The following is a 19,469-nucleotide window of genomic DNA, read 5'->3' on the forward strand; positions in this document are numbered from 1 at the left end:
TGCCTCACTTCATTTGAGGAAATGCGAACTGTGCGCCGGCGCTAGCGGTATTCGGCCAGCGCTCCATCACAGCCTTGTGACGGGTGTAGAAACGCACACCCTCCGGTCCATATGCATGGTGGTCGCCGAACATGCTGCGCTTCCACCCGCCGAAACTGTTGAAGGCCATCGGCACCGGTAGCGGCACGTTGACGCCAACCATGCCGACCTGTATCTGGCGCACGAACTCGCGCGCCACGCCGCCGTCGCGGGTGAAGACTGCGACACCGTTGCCGTACTCGTTCTTGTTAATCAGCTCAACCGCAGACGCCACGTCAGGCAGGCGCACCACGCACAGCACCGGGCCGAAGATTTCTTCCTTGTAGATGCTCATATCCGGCGTGACATGGTCGAACAGCGTGCCGCCGATGAAGAAGCCGTTCGGGCGGTCTGCTACTTTGAAATTGCGGCCATCGACCACTAGGGTCGCGCCCTGCTCCACGCCTTCGCCAATCAGGCGCTCGATGCGCTGCTTGGCGGCGGCGGTTACCACCGGTCCCATTTCCGCTTCGGCAGCCATGCCATCACGCACCTTGAGCGCGGCAGTGCGTTCTTTCAGGGCGACCATCAGTTTGTCGGCTGCATCGCCCACGGCAGCGACCACAGAGATCGCCATGCAGCGCTCACCGGCGGAACCGAAGGCCGCGCCCATCAGCGCATCGACCGCCATATCCATGTCGGCATCCGGCATCACCACCATATGGTTCTTGGCGCCGCCCAGTGCCTGAACGCGCTTACCATGGTGCGAGCCACGCGAGTAAATGTATTCCGCAATCGGCGTCGATCCAACGAAGCTGACCGCCTGTACGACCGGGTGATCGAGCAGTGCATCAACCGCCACCTTATCGCCCTGCACCACGTTGAACACACCGTCCGGCAGGCCGGCTTCCTTCAGCAAGCGCGCATGCAGCAGCGACGGAGAAGGATCGCGTTCGGAAGGCTTGAGGATGAAGGTATTGCCGCAGGCGATAGCGATGGGGAACATCCACATTGGCACCATCACCGGGAAGTTGAACGGCGTGATGCCGGCCACCACGCCCAGCGGCATGCGCATGGACCAGGCATCGATACCGCGCGCGATCTGGTCGGTATATTCGCCCTTCATCATCTGCGGGATGCCGACAGCGAATTCCACCATCTCGATACCACGCGCCACTTCACCCTTGGCATCCGCGAACGTCTTACCATGTTCGCGGGTCAGCATCGCGGCGAATTCCTCGGTGTGCTGGTGGCACAGTTCCAGGTACTTGAACAGAACGCGCGCCCGGGTCAGCGGCGGCGTGTTGGACCAGGCCGGGAAAGCTGCTTCGGCGGCACGCACGGCGGCGTCGACTTCTTCCACCGTGCCGAGTGCCACGCGCGACACGGGCTCGCCCAGCGCAGGATTGAAGACGTCGCCATAGCGCCCGCCGGTCGTGTCGACTTTGGCGCCATTGATAAAGTGGGTGATGGTATCGAGATTGCTCATAGAAGGCTCTAAGGTTTACGCCAGCAGTGATTCCGCCGGCACATAGGGATAACCAAGGTCGTGCGCCACTGCTTCATAGGTGACCTGGCCCTGGCAGACATTAAGTCCATTGCGCAAATGCGGGTTGGCCTTCATGGCCTTGGCCCAGCCCTTGTCGGCCAGCGCAACGGCGTGTCCGATGGTGGCGTTATTCAGCGCAAAGGTGGAGGTACGCGCAACGGCGCCCGGCATGTTAGCGACGCAGTAGTGCACGACGCCATCAACAACGAAGGTCGGGTTCTCGTGCGTGGTGGCGTGCGAGGTTTCGAAGCAGCCGCCCTGGTCGATGGCCACATCGACCACCACCGAGCCTTGCTTCATGCGCGACACCATGCTGCGCGTGACCAGCTTCGGAGCGGCAGCGCCAGGCACCAGCACGCCGCCGATCACCAGGTCTGCCTCAGTCACGGCATCGTCGATGGTGTGCGCGTTTGAGTACATGGTCTGGATGCGGTTGCCGAAGATCAGGTCAAGCTGGCGCAGACGGTCGACATTCTTGTCCAGCACCGTGACGCGCGCGCCCATGCCGACGGCAATCTGGAGCGCATTGGTGCCGACCACGCCGGCGCCGATAATCGCCACCTGGCCCGGCGCCACGCCCGGCACGCCGCCCAGCAGCAGGCCCATGCCGCCTTTGGATTTCTCAAGATGGGCAGCGCCGGCCTGGATGGCCATACGGCCTGCCACTTCGCTCATTGGCGCCAGCAGCGGCAGGCCGCCGTTTGGACCAGTGATGGTTTCATACGCAATGCAGACCGCGCCGGACTTCACCAGCGCCTTGGTCTGCTCGGGATCGGGAGCCAGGTGCAGGTAGGTGTATAGAATCTGGTTCGCGCGCAGCATGGCGCATTCCTGCGGCTGCGGCTCTTTCACTTTCACGATCATTTCCGCCTTGGCGAAGATTTCTTCCGCCGTGGGGACGATCGTGGCGCCGGAGCCAACATACATCTCGTCGGTCAGACCGATTGCAGCGCCCGCGTTGTGTTGCACCATCACCTGGTGCCCGCGGAGTGTCAGTTCCTTGACGCTGGCCGGGGTAAGGCCAACGCGCGATTCCTGATTCTTAATTTCCTTCGGTACGCCTACCAACATGGTTCGTCTCCTCTCTGGTTTTTAGAACCGGTAAACCGGGGTCCGACCCGCAGGGTCAGACCCCTTCTGCTCGTCCGCCACGGATCTCAAAACCAACCCCGCGGCGCTCGCGCATCGGGGTCCGACCCTGCGGGTCGTACCCCGGTTTACCGGTTTTACTCAAGCGTCTTCAACACCTTTCCGAGCTTCCCGAACAATTCGTCGATGTGCTTCTTTTCAAAGGTGAGAGGTGGCGACAGCGCGATGATGTCGCCGGTCGTGCGGATCAACAGCCCATCCGCGAAAGCTTTCTTGAACGCTGCATAAGCGCGCGCTCCAGGCGCACCGGGGCGCGACGCCAGCTCAATGCCGGCAACCAGGCCAATGGTGCGGATGTCGATCACATGCTGCATGCCTTTCAGCGAATGCACCGCATCTTCCCAGTACGGCTGGATTTCCTTGGCGTGCTCCAGCAGCTTCTGTTCCTTGAAGATTTCGAGCGTAGCCAGCGAGGCGGCGCAGGCAACCGGGTGGCCGGTGTAGGTGTAGCCGTGGAAAAGCTCAATGCCGGCCGGTGCGTCCATGAAGGCGTCGTGGATGAACTTCTTGCTGAACACCGCGCCCATTGGAATCGTGCCGTTGGTCAGGCCCTTGGCGGCGGTCATCATGTCCGGTTCGACGTCGAAGTAGTCGGTGGCGAATGGCGTGGTCAGACGGCCAAAGCCGGTAATCACTTCATCGAAGATCAGCAGGATGCCGTGTTTGGTGCACAGCTCGCGCAGGCGTTTCAGGTAGCCTTTCGGCGGTACCAGCACGCCGGTTGAACCAGCCACCGGCTCCACGATCACGGCGGCAATGGTGGAAGCGTCATGCAGCGCGACGATGCGCTCCAGTTCGTCGGCCAGGTTGGCGCCGTATTCAGGTTCGCCGCGCGAGTAGGCGTTCTTTTCAAGATTGTGCGTGTGCGGCAGGTGATCCACGCCTGGCAGCAGCGTGCCGTAGGGCTTGCGGTTGCCGGCAATGCCGCCGACCGAGATGCCGCCGAAGCCCACGCCGTGATAGGCGCGTTCGCGGCCGATCAGGCGGGTGCGGGATGCTTCACCGCGCGCCTTGTGGTAGGCCAGCGCGATCTTCAGTGCCGTGTCCACTGCCTCGGAACCGGAGTTGGTGTAGAAGACGTGGCCGAAGCGATGGCTGGTGAACTCCATCAGCTTTTCCGCGAGGTCGAAAGCAGCCGGGTGGCCCATCTGGAAGGTCGGCGCGAAATCGAGCTGGCTGACCATTTCGCTGACTGCCGCCACGATTTTCGGCTGGCGGTGACCGCAAGGCACGCACCACAGACCAGCGGTACCGTCCAGCACCTGGTTGCCGTCGACGTCTTTGTAATACACGCCTTCGGCCGAGACCAGCAGCCGAGGGCTCGCTTTGAAGTCGCGATTATTCGTGAACGGCATCCAGAAGGACGCCATGGATTGCGGCCGGGCTTCGTTCATTTGCTATCTCCCTGTTAATAAAACCGGTAAACCGTTGCCTGACCCGCAGGGTCAGGCACCTGGCCTGCGACCGCCGCGTATCAGTGTCTGACCCTGCGGGTCTGACACTGGGTTGCCGGTTTTTTTACGATGCTCAAAATACTTTACCAGTTGGCAAAATCATGATGCAATAATAGACAGCAAGTTAACTATGGCACATATACACACACAGAGAAACACCCCAACCGTACAGGCAACAAAAACTGTACAGTTCCAGAGGCCCACATGCCAAACAACACCTGGCCAGAATTGCCAATCGAGCGCACCAAGAAAGGCAGCCTGGTAGAAAAAATCGTTGACGCCATCAGCGCGATGGCGGCCAGCCGCGAGTTACGCGTGGGCACAAAAATGCCCTCCGTCAGGCAATTCGCGAAGTGTAATGGCATCAGCACCTTCACAGTTGTCGAAGCCTACGACCGTCTGGTGACCCTGGGACTGTTGTCATCACGCCGCGGTTCCGGCTATTACGTTGCCAGGCAGGAAGCTCCCGCCCATACCGCGCCGGCCACGATGCTCGCCACGCCCGCCGCCGTCGACGCCCTCACCCCCGAACTGTATTCCGGCGCCTCCGAAGCGCTGCCCGTCGGCGCCGGCTGGCTGCCTCCCGAGTGGTATGGTGAAGACACCATCCTCGACGCCGTGCGCCACGCAATGCGCATTCCCGCCAACCGACTGCGCGGCTACGGCCACCCGCTCGGATTCCCCGGCCTGCGCCAATACATGGCCACTACGCTTAGCGACGAACTATTCGCCGTCGAAGCCGAGCAAATCCTGCTCACGCACGGCGCAACGCACGCCTTCGACCTGATCCTGCGTACACTCACAAAACCGGGCGACACCGTCTTCGTAGAAGACCCGGTGTACAGCAACCTGCTGTCGCTGATACGCCACCACGGCTGCCACGCCATCGGCATCCCACGCGACGAGAATGGCCTGGACATGGACTTCCTTGCAGCGCAAGCGAAAGAAAACCAGCCCAAGCTCATGTTCGTCAACACCGTGCTGCAGAATCCCCTTGGCACCAGCCTCACACAGGCGCAGGCCCACCGCCTGCTGGGCTTTGCAGAGCAGTTCGACTTCTGGCTGGTGGAGGACGATATCTACCGCGAGCTCACGGCGCGCGGCGAAGCTTCGCTAGCGGCGATGGACGGCTTGCGCCGCGTGATCCGCGTCGGCAGTTTCTCCAAGACGCTGTCGCCCGTACTGCGCGTTGGCTCGATCTGCGCGTCCGCATCGCTGCTGCCGGAACTCGTGCGCGTGAAGATGCTGGCCGGCCTCACCACATCGGAAGTGAACGAACGCGCCGCCTACCACGCCATCACCGCGCGTCCCTACAAGCGCATGGTCGATCGCCTGGTCACCCAATTGGCGGAAGGGCGCGAGCGCACCACCGAACTTCTGGCACTGGCCGGCATGGAACCAATCGCAAAACCGCGCGGCGGGATGTTCGTCAGCGCCGGCTGGTCGCAGCCGCCGTCGCCCGAATGCAACGGCAAGCAAATCGCCGAACAGGCGCTCAAATCCGGCATCCTGCTCGCACCGGGCGAATTCTTCCAGCTGCGGCAACCGCCATCGATCTGGTTCCGCTTCAACGTCGCTTATTCAGACAGCCCACAACTGCGGAACTTCCTGCAGGCCATGAGGAGAGAATATGGCATCAGCTAAATTGCGCCGCGTGCTCAATCGCGACCGGTTGGAAGCGGACATCGTCGCCGAAGCCGTGCGCGTATTCGCCGAATCCGGCTACGAAGGCGCCTCCGTCGCCACCATCGCGGAGAACGTCGGACTGTCGAAGCAAAACCTGATGTACTACTTCCCCACCAAGCAGGTGCTCTACCAGCGCGTGCTGGACGACGTTCTGGACAACTGGCTGGAGCGCATGGCCAACCTCGCCGCCCCCGATGGCGAACCGGGCGAAGTGCTACGCGCCTACATCAAAGCCAAGTTGGATTTCTCGCGCGAGCATCCACTGGCTTCGCGCGTCTACGCAATGGAAGTAATCAGCGGCGCGCCGATGTACGGCGCCCAAATTCGCGAGCGCGTCGTACCGCTGGTGCACAAGGACATCGAAGTGTTCGAACGCTGGATCGCCGAAGGCCGCATCGCTCCCGTCAACGCCACCCACCTGCTGTTTTCCATTTGGGCCATGACGCAATCCTACGCAGACTTCGCAGCGCAAATGCACCTGGTGCTGGGCGCACGCGAGTTGACTGCGACTGATTTCGCCGAAGCCGAAGAAACCATCTGCAAACTGGTGATCGCGGCCCTTGTACCGAGCGCACGCTAACAAATTGTTACGCCTTCCGTTTTGCGGCGGGAGTTTAATGGAGTCCATCCAACGATGGAGAACAACATGGACTTCTCGCCCGGCCGCAGGTCAGCTTTGATGTCACTACTCGGTGCCGCCTTATTAGCTGCCTGCGGAGGCAGCGGATCAGGCGGCACCGCCACCACACCCGTCCCGCCATCACCACCTCCCGCCACGCCCACCCGCCTGACGCTGAACGGCTCGTCGATGAAACTGCCCAGCGGCGCCAGCGTCACGCTGCGCGGCATGAACGAAGGCACGTGGGGCGAGATGCAGCAGAAAGATGCAGCCGATATCGCCGCACAAGGCGGAAAGGTGGTGCGCGTACTGATACGCTGGTGGGGCCTGTACGGAACACCGGATGTCGAAAGCCGCGCCGACAGTTCGCCCGGCCACTTCGACCCGGCCCATGTTCAGCGCTTCCTCAGCGAGATCCAGTGGTGCCTCGATGCAGGCCTGTGGGTCATTCCCGCCATCGATTCCAACTGCGGCCAGAACGGCCTGCAGGACACAAACATGGTCGCTTACTGCGATCCCCGCGGCGCCTACCCCGGCGGGCATAATTTCTGGACCGACCTCGCCATGCGCCAGAAATTCAAGGAGGCCTGGCTATACCTGGCCGGCATCCTCAAGGACTACAACAACATCGCATTCTACGAACTACTGCCGGAACCCCTTGGCGGCACCGGACCTGACCAAGCCATGCAAGTCTCCGCCTTCTACCAAGAGCTGATGGCCGCCATCGACGGCATCGACAAACGCACGCCCTTCCTGGTCGGGGCACGCGACTCCTACAACATCAACTTGTGCGACGAAGCCTATATCAGCGATCCGCGCTGGGCCAACCGCGTCGTCTACACCGGCAACCTGTTCCTGCGCACCGGGAAGACGCAAGCAGAGAACATCGCCAACCTGGATAGCCGCCTTGGCGCCCTGGTCGCCATGCGCAACACCCGCAACGTTCCCGTCTTCATCCAGCAATTCGGCGTGCGAACCGGCGACGATCCCGGCAACTTCTACCTTGACGCAGGCCTGTCGCGCATGAACGCAGCCGACGTCGGATACACCGGCTGGCAATGGCGCCAGAACATCACCAATATGGATGAATACGCGATAGTGGTCGAAGACCCGGTCACAGGTCAGGACAGGGTCAAACAGGACGTGCTTGCGGTCTATAGCAAATACTGGAGGGCTTGATTCTTACGTGAGCTGGTTCGGTCAGGTACTTGCATCGACCGATTGAATCCGCACCCCTTCTCGGACCTTCGCATTCATTGCTGCGTCTGCCCGTTCGGTCCACATTCGCGATACGGGGGAGGAGATACCTTGGGTGTTCTTAAACCGCCCTAGGTCCAATTCGGTCTAATCGGAACCTTTCGGGTCTAATTCGGTATAGGCGTCGGAGTGAGATGTCTAAAGCAGCCCAAGAATTTCTGAGCCAAGTCCAATTCAATCCAATCTTTCGAAGCCAAAGTCTAAAGGGAACCATTTTTCCGTTCCGTGGTCCAACGTTTAGACCATTTTCGAGAGGACTGAATCATGACCTACGAAGCGAAACAAGCTGTTTACCTGCCCGTGACCGATTATTTTCAACTGGAGTTCTTCCTGATGGACACGCGTCCGGGCGTCAAGCCGGACGCCTTTGTCACGGACCTTGTGAATCGTTGGCTCGCAGTGGAAATGGAGCGGCTCTCGTTGCGGGAGCGAGGCCATGCAATGCACGGTTTCCAGTGGAAAAATGTTTTCCTCCCCGAAGGAACTGCTCTGCGAACCAGTTATTGCAGCAGCATTGAATTTGCCAAAGTCGTCGGCGACCAGGTCGTCGCCGACGACGGCATGAAGCTGACGCCATCGCAGTTTGCAAATCGTCACGCCAAAGGACGCAATGCTTGGCGCTTCGTCTGGTTACGTTTTCCGGGAAATGATTACTGGGTACGAGCGGGCACATGCAGAATGCGGCATCATGAGCGGCAGTCTAACCAGTCTAAAAGCGAAATCGAACTGTCTAACGCGGTCTAGCCCTGAGTGGCCAAGAGTCTAAACCGGTCCACGTGTTTCTTTGCGGGGTCGAATTCGGTCGAAAGAGCCGGACACTCCCCGCATTTCTAGCCCTCCTTAGACCAAACTATCGCGATTTAGGGCGAATTAGACCGCCCCTCGAAAAAAGATACCGCGACCCTGTGCCCAGGCGTTTTCCGATTCTTGTCGCATGACCGCTTGTGGCAGACTACTGTTGATAGATCGCAATCCGTTCAACCAACTCATCGAGCAGGATACTTTCATCAGTACCGTCCCATGCTTCCATCAGCTCGGAGAGCGAAGTGAGCTTCCAAGCATTCGTCTGCACCGAAATGCTTTTCATCTTGCTCAATAGGTTGGCCTTCGAGAGCTCGCCGAAGTCTTGTTTTAATTCCAGAAGGAAGGGCTCGACCGAGACTAAATTGTAAGTAGGCCAATCGGTAATCGCAGCGGCCAATGCTGCGCTGATCCGACGCACTTCAGGAGGCATCGCCATATCGTCCGCTAGCTCTTCTAGTCTTTCCAAGTCAATCAAATTCATACCCTACCTCATGCCCACCACCGTCGGCTTCTGGCAGCTATCGACCCTGTTCTTCGTAGGTTTCGCTCCAGGCGAACTGCTCTTCAAGCATTTCGTCCAGCTCCGATGCATCAAGATTCGAAAGCATGGCGCCCAATTTCAACTCGCCCTTTACTAAAGCCACCACGCTGAGAATGGCCTGGACGGTCGTGCTGTCGGTTTCCAATCCGAGATCAGTCAAAGCCAATGCAGAAGTTTGCACCCAGGCGCTATCGTAATCTGCCTTCAACCATGCGGGCAAAGCAGGATTACTTTTGCGATGACGCTCAACCTCGATGGTCGCCAATAGCCCATAAAAATTCCAATCACGAGTAATCGCAGTGGCAGCGATGCTGACGATTTGTGGAACTGCTGCGTAAGAGGCGACACCGACATCGCCTTGATGATGGAGTTCACTCCAAAGCTCATCCCACACGTCGACGCCATCTCTCATCGACTTCAGGGCTATCGAGATGTCATAAGGAATTCTATAGCCACCGTGGAGCTCCTTCCAAATCGCATCGTCAAGGCTCAGCATATGTTCATTTATCCATTTATCGTTTTTGACTAGCCGTTCTCAGCCGACTACAGCCTACGAGCTTGCTAATACTTCCAGATCATCGACCGGACACTGCGCCAGCAATCGTGCGACATCTTTCGAGAACGCAGCTGAATCAAACCCCTTTGGTTTTCGTTTCATCTCAGCTACACGTTCAATTGCAGCGAGCAGAATCTCAGAGAATCTTTGAAATTGCTCCCTAGCCGCAAGATCTTTCACATCGGGCCAATTAAGCTGCCCCACTGAGACCAGCGCTTTGATCTTTGGGCGGTAGCTAGTGTAGCGGCTCATCGAAGTGAAGAATTCGTCCCAGCCTTCCAACTCCCCAATCTCAAACCCGAGGACAAAGGTTTCCACAGAGTCGCCATACGTGTAATTCTTCAAGGCCGCATCAAAATAGTCTTCGATCCTTGCTATGCTCAGCTTCCATATTCCTGTCTCAGGGGGCGGACCGCCGTAATAGACTAGTCCGCTTTGCGATGCGCCCGCCCATTTCACTTCGTCGCCACACGTAACCTTAATTTTCAACTGCACTTACGGACACTCCCTGTTGAACGAACAAACCGCCACATTCCAAGTTCTGCATTTGGCGATTATCGGTTACGCCTATGACTCAATCCAAATTGTCGCGCCTGGATGATGTTCACGTACTGTTTGAATCGCATCAGCGAGGACATCATCGGGTTCGTTCTCTAATGCATATGAAAAGCGCGAAATATTGGCACCCAAGTTTTGGCTAAACTCCTGCTCTGTCATTGCATCGGCACCGCACCAAACGGTTGCACCCGAACCGGCAACGGCCACAAGTACATCTCGAAGGCCTTTGGCAGTAATCGCTAAATAGATCATCGTTTTCAATTACGTTTGGAATGACTGTTTCTGGCCAACTGGCACAAGCCTCAGGAATCTAGATCGACTTTTACGACGATCTTAGCAGAGGTAATTAGCAGCATCTAAATAGCCCTGCGAATGGCGACGGAGATAGTCGCCTTGCGTAGGAGCCTGATGTTCGCGTAGGGTCGCGCGAATTAGCCCGCGCCAGCGAAAATCAGATGTGGGAATGCCCCGGTGCTTCTTACCTGGCGCTCTTTAACCAGTCGAGGCCTCTTTCGTCCAAAGCCGCAGTGATGACTTCTGGAGGCAAACTGTACACGGTGGCCCAGGTCGCGCGGCCATCGGCGGCGGTGGATGGAAAACTGATGGTTTCAATCGGCCAGTGGTATTTGCGTTTCAGCGCTTTTACGATTGCGGCAAGTGTTACTCGCCCTCGTAGCGGCTCTTTACCAGTTTGGTCTGCGTTCGAAAGAAGTACCGCGAGCACGGCGCCTCGCATAGTACGGGGGCCGGGGAAAATTGGAGGTTTGGATGACATCCCTGCATTGTAAGCGCGAATTAATCAGACTTCCGCGCCATGGCAACCAACTCGGAAATGGCCTTACTGTCTTCGGGGAAGAGCGAACTGCCAAAGTGCATCGTCGGCTCTACCTTCGCGCCATCCGGCAGCTGCACCGGTGCCGACGTCGCGGCTTGCCGGAAGCGCAGCACCTGGCTCTCGACAACACTGCGGCGCCCCGCCACGCTCAGGATCACGCCGAATTCATCGACACTCAGCCTGCCCAGTACATCGCCATCGCGGCATTCCCTTGCGAGACGCTGGGCCAATTCCACCATCACCTCTTGGCGGTAGGGATTGACGCGCGCGAGCATCACGCCAACATGGCCACGCTGCGCGATCGCATCGTCGGTGCGCAGGCGCAGTTGCTCGTAGAAGGATGAACGGTTCGCCAGCCCCGTCGCCGGATCGTGCGTCACCTTGCGCTGCAGGACTTGCGCACCTTCTTGCGAGGCGTGGTACATCATGGCGGCCGTCATATCGGCAATCGCCTGCCCTATCGGCACCTCGTCCTGGTCGAATGGACGCGGCTCGCGCCAGGCCAGTTTCAGCACACCGCCCGATTGATCGCCAAACAGCAAGGGCAAGATCGCCATTGAACGTAAGCCCACGCGACGGCAGGCCTCCCGGTTCACCCGATCGTCGGTCTCGGAATCGGTACAGGTGGCAGCCTGGCGCGACGTCAGCACCAGGCCTGACAGGCTGCCCTTGATCGGCATGCGCAAGCCGAGCTGCGCTTCCGCCAGGCCGCGTGCGGCGCGGTACACCACTTCGCTGCCTTCGAGCAGTTCGATGACGGCGCCGTCCGCACCAGTCAACTGCATGGCTTTCGCGGCGGCGCAATCCATCACAGGACCAAAGGATTGTCCCAGCCGCGCCAGTTCAAGCTGGGCGTCGATAATGGCGACCAGCTTTGATGGAGGAAGATCCAGCCGGTCGCTCATCGCTTACTCCTTTATTTCCGTGATCTGAACACTGGACACGCGCCACTGCCCGTCCTTGCGCACATAGACGTCGACGTAGCGGTAATGGCTGCCGAAAGGCTTTCCGTCCCAGCTTCCCGTCATGCGGGTACGGCCGCTGACCAGGGCCACGTCGCCGTAGAAACGCACATCCATATCTTCCACCGAATAGGGATTGATGACCAGCCTCGGCGAGGTAATCGCGTCAAGGAAGGCAGCCTTGCCCGCCACGTCGCCGCGCGCGCTGATCTGGCGGAAGTCCTCGGCCATATTGGCGGCGATGGCAGCAGCGTCCTTGCGGATGATAGCCTTGTCCCAGGCGTACGCCTGCTGCACCAGTTGTTCGGTGGGCGTTGCCGCCAGCGCGCTGAAGGACATTGCCAGCGCAGCCCCTATGAATGCGATCCGTGTCTTCATTTTCCGCAAAGTTTCAGGTTATGGAAGGTAGCCTTGGCCGTGCCGGCATAGGCCTCGTAATCGACCGGCGGCAAACTTTCTTCAACCGCCTTGATCGTCTTCATTTCCGCAGCATAGGTCCTGGCCAGCGTATCCATGCAGGCTTCGGGCTGTTTCATATGATACTGCGCCAGCGCCAGGTCGTTACGGGCGCGGTCAGCCTCCATCCAGTGAAGCAGGTGCGAGCACTGGCCCAGCCATCCGTTCAGTGTTTCAAAGGCAAACTGGTAGTTCTTCGCCTTGTACTGCACCAGGAAAGCGTCCTTGGTCGCCTTGCTGGCAGCCGGCATGCAGGCAGCTGGCGGCAGGAAGTATTTTCCTTCGAATGTGGCGCGCACGCCGCATACTCCCGAGCAGGCATCCGGCGTCTGGGTCGTCACCTCGATCAAGTCGCCCTTTTGCGCAAAGGTGATGCGGCATTCGGCCTGGCCCGGCTCATTGTCGTACAGCGTGCCCTGGGTGCCCTTGATATTGCCGCCCAATTCACAGGTGTGGGCGTTGGCGCCGAAGGTGGAAAGGCCGAACTTCTTCATGCCCTTGCCGGCAGGGGTGATTGTCAGCGTGCCGGTGCCGCCTTCGCGTTCGTATTCAACCGGCTGGGCCACCGCCACCGCCAGTGCGAACAGGAGTGCCGTCGCCATCAAATGTGCTGGTCGATCAGGATAGGATTGCCGTCCGGGTCGACGGCGATGATATAAGCAGGACCTGTGGTGTTTTCGTCCGCACGTGCCGACAAGGTGATGCCGCTTTCCTCAAGCTGGCGTTGCAGCTGGCGCACGTCGGTGAAGCCCGGCACAACCTGGGCATTGCTGTCCCAGCCCGGATTGAAAGTCAGCGTGTTTTTTTCGATCATGCCCTGGAACAGTCCGATTACCTGCTCTCCGTTCTTCATGATCAGCCAGTTTTGCGCGATATTGCCGCCAAAATCCTTGAAGCCCAGCTTCTCGTAGAACTCGCGTGAGGCTTTGATGTCCTTGACGTTGAGGCTGATGGAAAAGACGCCGAGTTGCATTCCGTACTCCCAGGGTAAAGGATAGACATTGGAAATCTAACATTTGCTAGAATGAAAATCCACTTCCTGATGAAACAGACATGCCCGCCTTTGCACCGTTCACACTGTCCGCCCCGCGCCTGCAACTGCGTTTCCTGAGTTCAGCCGACGTACCGGCCCTGTACCGCATGTATTCCGATGCCGACGCCACGCGCTACTGGAGCAGCGGGCCATGGGAGGATATGCAGCAGGCTGAAGCCTATTTTGCCGCCGGCCAGGCCGGTTATGAAAGCGGCGAGATGCTGCGCATGGGGGTCGAAATCGACGGCACCCTGGCCGGCGTCGTCAACTTATACAGCTTCAACCGCCAGAATCGCCGCTGCGATGTCGGCTATATGCTGGACCGTGCATATTGGGGCAAAGGTTATATGCAGGAGGCCATGACCGCCATGATCGATTACGCCTTCCGTGTTTTGCGCCTGCACCGCATAGAAGCCGACATCGATCCGCGCAATACCGCCTCCTCCAAGCTGCTGAAAAGCTTGCATTTTGTGCATGAAGGCCGCCTGCGCGAGCGCTGGATCATCAATGGCGAGATCTGCGATACCGACTTTTTCGGTCTCCTGCGCTCCGATTGGCAGGCCGCCCGCTAGCAGCTTATCGGCCTCCGCAGCAGGTCATCCGCCCCTCCTTGCAGTTCGTCGGATAGCCCAACATTGTTGCCAGCGGCAGGGGTACAGTTGCATCATCGAAAACAAGGAGGAAGTGATGAAAACCATCAACAAAAGCGCTAAAGAAACCGTCAAAGAAGTCTGGCAAGCCTTCATCGGCATCGGCCGCCACTTTGTACGCACCCTGGACCATATGTCCTGGCCTGCCATCGTCGGCATGTGCATCGTGATCGCCCTGTTCCTGACCATCCTGCCGCTGGTCATCACCTTGTTCGTCGGCGTGCTGATCGCCAAGCTGGCCATCAACGTATTCTCCGACAAGAAACAACATGGTTAATCGTGCACGCGGCGTGCTCTCCTTCGTTGGCGAGGTTGGCGAAACCGCCAGCGCCATGTGGTGGAGCTTTTTCGACTGGCTGGCACAAGTGCCACTGCGTCAGCTGGTCGTTACCTGGATTCTGGCTTTCCTGCTGGCGTGTACGCCGGCACTGCATCCGGAGCAAGCCGTGTTCTTCCTGCTGTTGTCGGCAGGCCTGAAAATTCTCGCCGGCGGCAAGCGCAAGGCGGAAATTGAAGCACGCAAGGCTGCCGTGCAAGCCGGTAGCGAAAGCCTGGAGCGCCGCCTGGTCGAAGCCCAGATGTCGGCCCTGCAAGCGCAAGTCGAGCCTCACTTTTTATTCAACACCCTGGCCCTGATCGGCCAGTTGATCGAAACCGATCCGCCGGAAGCGGCCAAGATCCACACGCACCTGATCGAATACCTGCGCGCCACCCTGCCCCAAATGCGTTCTCGCGGCAACGGCACGCTGGGCCGCCAGATCCAGATGGCGCGCTCCTACCTCGCCATCATGCAAGCGCGCATGAAGTCGCGCCTTGCCGTCTCGCTGGATGTGCCGCCCGAACTGGAAAGCGCCACCTTCCCGCCAATGATGCTGCAAATCCTGATCGAGAACTCGATCAAGCACGGCCTGGAGCCGAAGGTGGAAGGCGGCCGCATCGACATCCGCGCCAGCGTCAACGGCAACGTTCTGCAAGTGGACGTGCAGGACGACGGCATCGGCTTCAACGCTTATGCCGGCGATGGCGTAGGCCTGACCAATGTGCGCGAACGCCTCAAGCTGATGTACGGCACCCGCGCCCAGCTGCTGATCGAGCAGCCAATGGATGGCGGCTGCCGCGCCTCCATCTGCATTCCCTTCGCACCGGATATTTTCGCCAAGCCTTAAACCATGACCCAGCCCAAAGCCACCGCCATCATTGCCGACGATGAAGAACCGATGCGCGACATGCTGCGCAAGCGCCTGCATGAAGCCTGGCCCGAACTGGAAATTGTGGCGGAAGCCGCCAACGGTATCGAGGCCATCGCCCTCGCTGGCCAGCACCAGCCCGACATCGTCTTCCTCGATATCCGCATGCCCGGACTGACCGGCATTGAAGCCGCGCGCATGTTGTTCAACCGCTGCCACATCGTCTTTATCACCGCCTACGACCAGTATGCGATTGAAGCTTTCGAGCAGGGCGCGCTGGATTACCTGCTCAAGCCTGTCAACCTGGATCGCCTGAAAACCACCTGCGGCCGCCTGCAATCGCGCCTGGGCAAAGCCCCCAACAATATTGAGCGCCAGCTGACCCAGTTGCTGCAGCAAACCGGCCGCAGTCCTGCCGGCGCCGCCGCACCGCAACCGGAGTACCTGCACTGGATCCAGGCCCAGGTCGGCAACAGCTTGCGCATGATCTCGACCAAGGAAGTGTTGTTCTTTCGCGCCGATGAAAAATATACGCGCGTGCAAACGGCGCAGGGCGAGTTCCTGATCCGCAAGACGCTGAAGGAACTGGAAGACGAAGTGGACCCGAACGAGTTCTGGCGCATTCACCGCTCCACCCTCGTACGCGTCGATGCCATCGCCGAAGTGACGCGCGACCTGCGCGGCCGCCAGATGGTTCGCGTGCGCAATTCACCGGAAGAACTCGAAGTTAGCCGCGGCAACACCCATTTATTCCAGCAAATGTAAGGCCCCCACGTTCGCTTGCTCCCCGTACGGTGCTAGTCTATATTGTTCTTTCCATGCAGCGTTTTCAGGGAGAGAGTGATGACGATTCCAAAGGCTACGCGCGCGACCATCATGCCTTGCCTGCGTTACCGCGATGCGCCCGCCGCGATTGACTGGCTCTGCAAAACGTTGGGCTTCAAGGCCGCACTTGTGGTCCCCAACGAAGACGGCACCATCGCCCATGCCCAGCTTTCTTATGGCAACGGCATGATCATGCTAAGCTCCATCTTTGATACCGACTATGGCCGCCTGTTGAAGCAGCCCTCCCAAATCGGGATGGCTGTCACGCAAAGCGCCTACCTCGTGGTCAACGACGCCGACGAAGTGCATGCGCGCTGCGTGCAAGCCGGGGCGCCAATCGAGATGCCCTTGCAGGATGAAGATTACGGCGGCCGTGGTTTTACCTGCCGCGATCCCGAAGGGCATGTGTGGAGCATAGGCACTTATGACCCTTGGGAGCACTGATGGGACGCACAGTTCACTTTGAAATCCAGGCCAGCGAGCCACAAGCCCTGATCGACTTTTACGGCAAGATGTTCGACTGGAGCTTTTCCAAATGGGAAGGCGGCGAGTACTGGCTCGTCGGCACTGGCGAGGTCGGCGCGCCAGGCATCAACGGTGGCTTGCTGCCTCGCCGCGGCCCGCGTCCGGATGACGGCGCCTCCGTCAACGCCTTCGTCTGTACCGTCGACGTGGAAGACCTCGACCAGTCGCTGGCCCGCCTGAAAGAACTCAAAGGCACTGTCGCCGTGCCGCGCATGCCGATTCCCGGCGTCGGCTGGCTGGCCTACGCCAAGGACCCGGACGGCAATATCTTCGGCATGATGCAGACCGACGCCAGCGCTTCCTTCGATGGGGCCTGAATGAGCGACGAACAAGCCATCCGCGACCTGGTCGCAGAATGGACGCGTGCTACGCTGGCTGCCGAAGTTGACCGCATCCTTCCGCTGATGACGGAGGACGTGGAATTCTACGTCCCCGGCCAGCCCAGCATGCGCGGCCGCGACGCTTTCGAGAAAGGCGTGCGCGCGGTGCTGGCATCGCATCGCGTTGAATCGCACGCCGATGTGAAGCAGGTGGAAGTCAGCGGCAACCTGGCGTATTGCACTACCCACCTGCGCGTGGTGATCACGCCGCTCGCGGGCGGCGAGGCCATGCGCAAGGAAGGCAATGTGCTGTCGGTCTATCGCAAGAACGCCGCCGGCAAATGGCAGCTGGCGCGCGACGCCAATATGCTCAGCTGATCAAACGAAAGCCCATCCAAGCCGCACTTTCGAAAGTTACGAAAGTGCGGCTTTTGTTTATTTTCCTGCGCGTCACAAAACCGTCATATCGGCTTCCTAAGATGGGCTGCCTTCCAATCTTAGAACCCACTATGAACCCACCTACCCGCAGAAAATTCCTGAAAGGCTCGATGGCCGCCGTAGGCACGACCATGCTCCCGCCCGCGCTGCAAAGCGCGCTGGCCGCACCGGCCGTCTCGGGCACGCTTGGCTCCATCGGCCACGTCGTCATCCTGTGCCAGGAGAACCGCTCCTACGATCACTACTTCGGCTCCCTCAAAGGCGGCCGCGGTTTCAATGACGACCACGCAGCGACCATCCAGGCCACCTCGCGCAATGTCTTCTCACAGGCCAACTCTTCGGGCTCCTTGTACACGCCGTGGCGCCTCGACTCCAGCACCACGGCGGCCCAATGGCTGTCGGACGTGCCGCACGACCTGAATAGCGGCACCGCCGCCTGGAACAAGGGTCGCAGCGATAAATGGCTGCCAAACAAAGGCATGAACTCGCACGGCTACCTGACGCGCTCGGACATCCCTTTCCATTACGCCCTGGCCGACGCCTTTACCCTGTGCGACAACTATTTCTGCTCGGCGCGCACGTCGACCAATCCGAACCGCTTGTTCCTGATGACCGGCACCATCGACCCGCAAGGTTTGCACGGCGGGCCATGCACGACCAATGGCTTTGCCTACGGTTCGCTGACCTGGCAGACCTATCCCGAAGCGTTGCAGGCGGCCGGCATCTCGTGGCGCACCTACCAGGAAGTCGATAACTACGATGATGACGCGCTGGCCTGGTTCAAGCAGTTCCAGAACTTGCCGGTTGATTCTCCGCTGTACATCAATGGCGTGAAGAAGCGCGTGCTGGCCGACTTCCAGGCCGACGTGATGAATGACACTTTGCCTGCGGTGTCCTGGATCATTGCGCCCGCCGCAAAGTCCGAACATCCGAATGGTTCGCCGAATGTCGGCGGCGACTACGTCAACCAGTACCTGCAAGCGTTGGCCGCCAACCCTGCGGTGTGGGCAAAGACCGCGTTCATCCTCACCTACGACGAAAACGGCGGCTTCTTCGACCACGTCACTACGCCTACCCCTCCGCCGGGCACTCCCGATGAATTCGTGGCCGGCGTGCCGATCGGCCTGGGCTCGCGCGTGCCCACCATCGTCTGTTCGCCATGGAGCCGCGGCGGCTGGATCGCCAGCGAAGTCTTCGACCACACCTCCATCATCCAGTTCCTGGAAAAGTGGACCGGCGTCACCTGCCCGAACATCAGCGCCTGGCGCCGTTCCGTGTGTGGCGATATGACCTCCTGTTTCGATTTCAGCGTCAGCAACAGCGCCATGCCTGCCCTTCCCAACACCGCTGCCCTCGCCGCGCAGGCATTACAGCAAAAGACCTACCCTGCACCTACCCCGCCTGCGCCGAACACCGTGATGCCGGCCTACGAGGCGGGCCAGAAACCGCAGCGCGTGCAGCCATACCAACTGAATGGCTGGCTGACCCAGGACATGACGGCCAAGCGCGTCTGGACCAACTGGAGCAACAGCGGCAGCAAGGGCGCGCCGCTGCAGATCAACCTGAATGCCTACCGCAGCGACAATCCTTGGCAGTACACAATGGCCGCCAACAATACCTCGCGCGACTATTGGAGCGTGATCAGTTACGGCAATGGTTTCTACGACCTGGAGATGATCGGTCCAAACCAGTTCTACCGCCGCTTCAAGGGCTACCTGAATGCAGCTGCGTGGAACGGCCAAATGGAACCGCAAGTCCAGCTGACTGTCGATGGAGCCACACAATCGATCAGCATTCTGTTCGATAACCGGGGCACCACAAACACGGCGGTATTCACGCTGCTGGATCGCATCACCAGCGGCGCGGGCAGCTCGACCGCTGTCTCGGTCGGGCCAGGCCAAAGCAAGACCATCGCCTATGCCGCGACGAATGGCTGGTACGACTTGAAGATCACGCTGGCAGGCAGCAACAACTTCCTGCAATCGATGGTGGGCCACGTCGAAGGCGTGCCCGGACTGACACGTCCGCCTGTGCTACGCTGGTAGTC

24 protein-coding genes are annotated in these 19,469 nt (G+C 59.6%); 12 read left to right on the top strand and 12 right to left on the bottom strand.

The annotated features are described in order from the left end of the window. Positions 1-4: 4 nt before the first annotated feature. The 3 genes from AC1RTP_RS14580 to aptA form a co-directional block, all read right to left on the bottom strand. Positions 5-1,507, bottom strand: a complete 1,503-nt coding sequence (locus AC1RTP_RS14580) for a CoA-acylating methylmalonate-semialdehyde dehydrogenase (protein ID WP_498608340.1) — start codon at positions 1,505-1,507, stop codon at positions 5-7. A 15-nt stretch (positions 1,508-1,522) separates the two neighbouring features. Continuing rightward, positions 1,523-2,638 (bottom strand): alanine dehydrogenase, encoded by a 1,116-nt coding sequence (ald, locus tag AC1RTP_RS14585; protein WP_498608341.1) that lies wholly within the window; start codon positions 2,636-2,638, stop codon positions 1,523-1,525. Between the two features lie 155 nt (positions 2,639-2,793). Beyond that, positions 2,794-4,110: an omega-aminotransferase AptA gene (gene aptA / locus AC1RTP_RS14590; protein WP_498608342.1), complete on the bottom strand. Its 1,317-nt coding sequence runs from the start codon at positions 4,108-4,110 to the stop codon at positions 2,794-2,796. Between the two features lie 264 nt (positions 4,111-4,374). Between aptA and AC1RTP_RS14595 the strand changes: the two genes are divergently transcribed. The 4 genes from AC1RTP_RS14595 (at position 4,375) to AC1RTP_RS14610 (ending at position 8,476) form a co-directional block, all read left to right on the top strand. Further along, on the top strand, positions 4,375-5,814 hold the full coding sequence (locus AC1RTP_RS14595) for an aminotransferase-like domain-containing protein (RefSeq protein WP_498608343.1): 1,440 nt from the start codon (positions 4,375-4,377) through the stop codon (positions 5,812-5,814). Beyond that, the gene (locus AC1RTP_RS14600; protein ID WP_498608344.1) at positions 5,801-6,436 is read left to right on the top strand and encodes a TetR/AcrR family transcriptional regulator; all 636 of its coding nucleotides are present in this window, start codon (positions 5,801-5,803) and stop codon (positions 6,434-6,436) included. Before AC1RTP_RS14595 ends, AC1RTP_RS14600 begins: the two co-directional genes overlap by 14 nt. A gap of 99 nt (positions 6,437-6,535) precedes the next feature. Beyond that, on the top strand, positions 6,536-7,654 hold the full coding sequence (locus AC1RTP_RS14605) for a glycoside hydrolase family 5 protein (RefSeq protein WP_498608345.1): 1,119 nt from the start codon (positions 6,536-6,538) through the stop codon (positions 7,652-7,654). A 342-nt stretch (positions 7,655-7,996) separates the two neighbouring features. Beyond that, complete coding sequence (locus tag AC1RTP_RS14610) at positions 7,997-8,476, top strand: hypothetical protein (protein ID WP_498608346.1); 480 nt, start codon at positions 7,997-7,999, stop codon at positions 8,474-8,476. Between the two features lie 208 nt (positions 8,477-8,684). Here the strand turns inward: AC1RTP_RS14610 and AC1RTP_RS14615 are convergent, their stop codons facing one another. The 9 genes from AC1RTP_RS14615 to AC1RTP_RS14655 all read right to left on the bottom strand — a co-directional run bounded on the left by AC1RTP_RS14615 (position 8,685) and on the right by AC1RTP_RS14655 (position 13,417). Continuing rightward, entirely contained in the window at positions 8,685-9,017 is a 333-nt protein-coding gene (locus AC1RTP_RS14615) for a hypothetical protein (RefSeq protein ID WP_498608347.1), read from the bottom strand. A 37-nt stretch (positions 9,018-9,054) separates the two neighbouring features. Further along, positions 9,055-9,573, bottom strand: coding sequence for a hypothetical protein (locus AC1RTP_RS14620; protein ID WP_498608348.1), 519 nt, complete (start codon positions 9,571-9,573; stop codon positions 9,055-9,057). Positions 9,574-9,627: 54 nt separating this feature from the next. Beyond that, complete coding sequence (locus tag AC1RTP_RS14625) at positions 9,628-10,128, bottom strand: Imm44 family immunity protein (protein WP_498608349.1); 501 nt, start codon at positions 10,126-10,128, stop codon at positions 9,628-9,630. A gap of 72 nt (positions 10,129-10,200) precedes the next feature. Further along, positions 10,201-10,452 carry a hypothetical protein gene (locus AC1RTP_RS14630; protein ID WP_498608350.1) on the bottom strand — a complete coding sequence of 84 codons (252 nt, stop codon included), beginning with the start codon at positions 10,450-10,452 and terminating at the stop codon, positions 10,201-10,203. A 217-nt stretch (positions 10,453-10,669) separates the two neighbouring features. Beyond that, positions 10,670-10,915: a hypothetical protein gene (locus AC1RTP_RS14635; RefSeq protein WP_498608351.1), complete on the bottom strand. Its 246-nt coding sequence runs from the start codon at positions 10,913-10,915 to the stop codon at positions 10,670-10,672. Positions 10,916-10,986: 71 nt separating this feature from the next. Further along, complete coding sequence (locus AC1RTP_RS14640; protein WP_498608352.1) at positions 10,987-11,931, bottom strand: sensor domain-containing diguanylate cyclase; 945 nt, start codon at positions 11,929-11,931, stop codon at positions 10,987-10,989. A 3-nt stretch (positions 11,932-11,934) separates the two neighbouring features. Continuing rightward, on the bottom strand, positions 11,935-12,366 hold the full coding sequence (locus AC1RTP_RS14645; protein WP_498608353.1) for a nuclear transport factor 2 family protein: 432 nt from the start codon (positions 12,364-12,366) through the stop codon (positions 11,935-11,937). Beyond that, on the bottom strand, positions 12,363-13,046 hold the full coding sequence (locus AC1RTP_RS14650; RefSeq protein ID WP_498608354.1) for a hypothetical protein: 684 nt from the start codon (positions 13,044-13,046) through the stop codon (positions 12,363-12,365). The genes AC1RTP_RS14645 and AC1RTP_RS14650 overlap by 4 nt, the downstream gene beginning before the upstream one ends. Next, entirely contained in the window at positions 13,046-13,417 is a 372-nt protein-coding gene (locus AC1RTP_RS14655; RefSeq protein ID WP_498608355.1) for a VOC family protein, read from the bottom strand. The genes AC1RTP_RS14650 and AC1RTP_RS14655 overlap by 1 nt, the downstream gene beginning before the upstream one ends. A gap of 80 nt (positions 13,418-13,497) precedes the next feature. Here AC1RTP_RS14655 and AC1RTP_RS14660 point away from each other — a divergent pair, with 80 nt between their 5' ends. From AC1RTP_RS14660 to AC1RTP_RS14695, 8 genes are all read left to right on the top strand, one after another. After that, positions 13,498-14,049: a GNAT family N-acetyltransferase gene (locus AC1RTP_RS14660; RefSeq protein WP_498608356.1), complete on the top strand. Its 552-nt coding sequence runs from the start codon at positions 13,498-13,500 to the stop codon at positions 14,047-14,049. Positions 14,050-14,164: 115 nt separating this feature from the next. After that, positions 14,165-14,404, top strand: a complete 240-nt coding sequence (locus AC1RTP_RS14665) for a hypothetical protein (protein WP_498608357.1) — start codon at positions 14,165-14,167, stop codon at positions 14,402-14,404. Further along, positions 14,397-15,293 (top strand): sensor histidine kinase, encoded by an 897-nt coding sequence (locus tag AC1RTP_RS14670; RefSeq protein WP_498608358.1) that lies wholly within the window; start codon positions 14,397-14,399, stop codon positions 15,291-15,293. The genes AC1RTP_RS14665 and AC1RTP_RS14670 overlap by 8 nt, the downstream gene beginning before the upstream one ends. 3 nt (positions 15,294-15,296) lie before the next feature. Next, a complete protein-coding gene (locus AC1RTP_RS14675; RefSeq protein WP_498608359.1) occupies positions 15,297-16,079 on the top strand; it encodes a LytR/AlgR family response regulator transcription factor in 783 nt (260 codons plus the stop codon). Between the two features lie 78 nt (positions 16,080-16,157). After that, positions 16,158-16,583 carry a VOC family protein gene (locus AC1RTP_RS14680; protein WP_498608360.1) on the top strand — a complete coding sequence of 142 codons (426 nt, stop codon included), beginning with the start codon at positions 16,158-16,160 and terminating at the stop codon, positions 16,581-16,583. Further along, entirely contained in the window at positions 16,583-16,981 is a 399-nt protein-coding gene (locus AC1RTP_RS14685) for a VOC family protein (RefSeq protein WP_498608361.1), read from the top strand. The genes AC1RTP_RS14680 and AC1RTP_RS14685 overlap by 1 nt, the downstream gene beginning before the upstream one ends. Further along, positions 16,982-17,362, top strand: coding sequence for a YybH family protein (locus AC1RTP_RS14690; protein ID WP_498608362.1), 381 nt, complete (start codon positions 16,982-16,984; stop codon positions 17,360-17,362). Positions 17,363-17,493: 131 nt separating this feature from the next. After that, a complete protein-coding gene (locus tag AC1RTP_RS14695) occupies positions 17,494-19,467 on the top strand; it encodes a phosphocholine-specific phospholipase C (RefSeq protein ID WP_498608363.1) in 1,974 nt (657 codons plus the stop codon). Positions 19,468-19,469 lie beyond the last annotated feature (2 nt).

This window comes from Pseudoduganella sp. GW821-FHT11H04 (assembly GCF_058807935.1).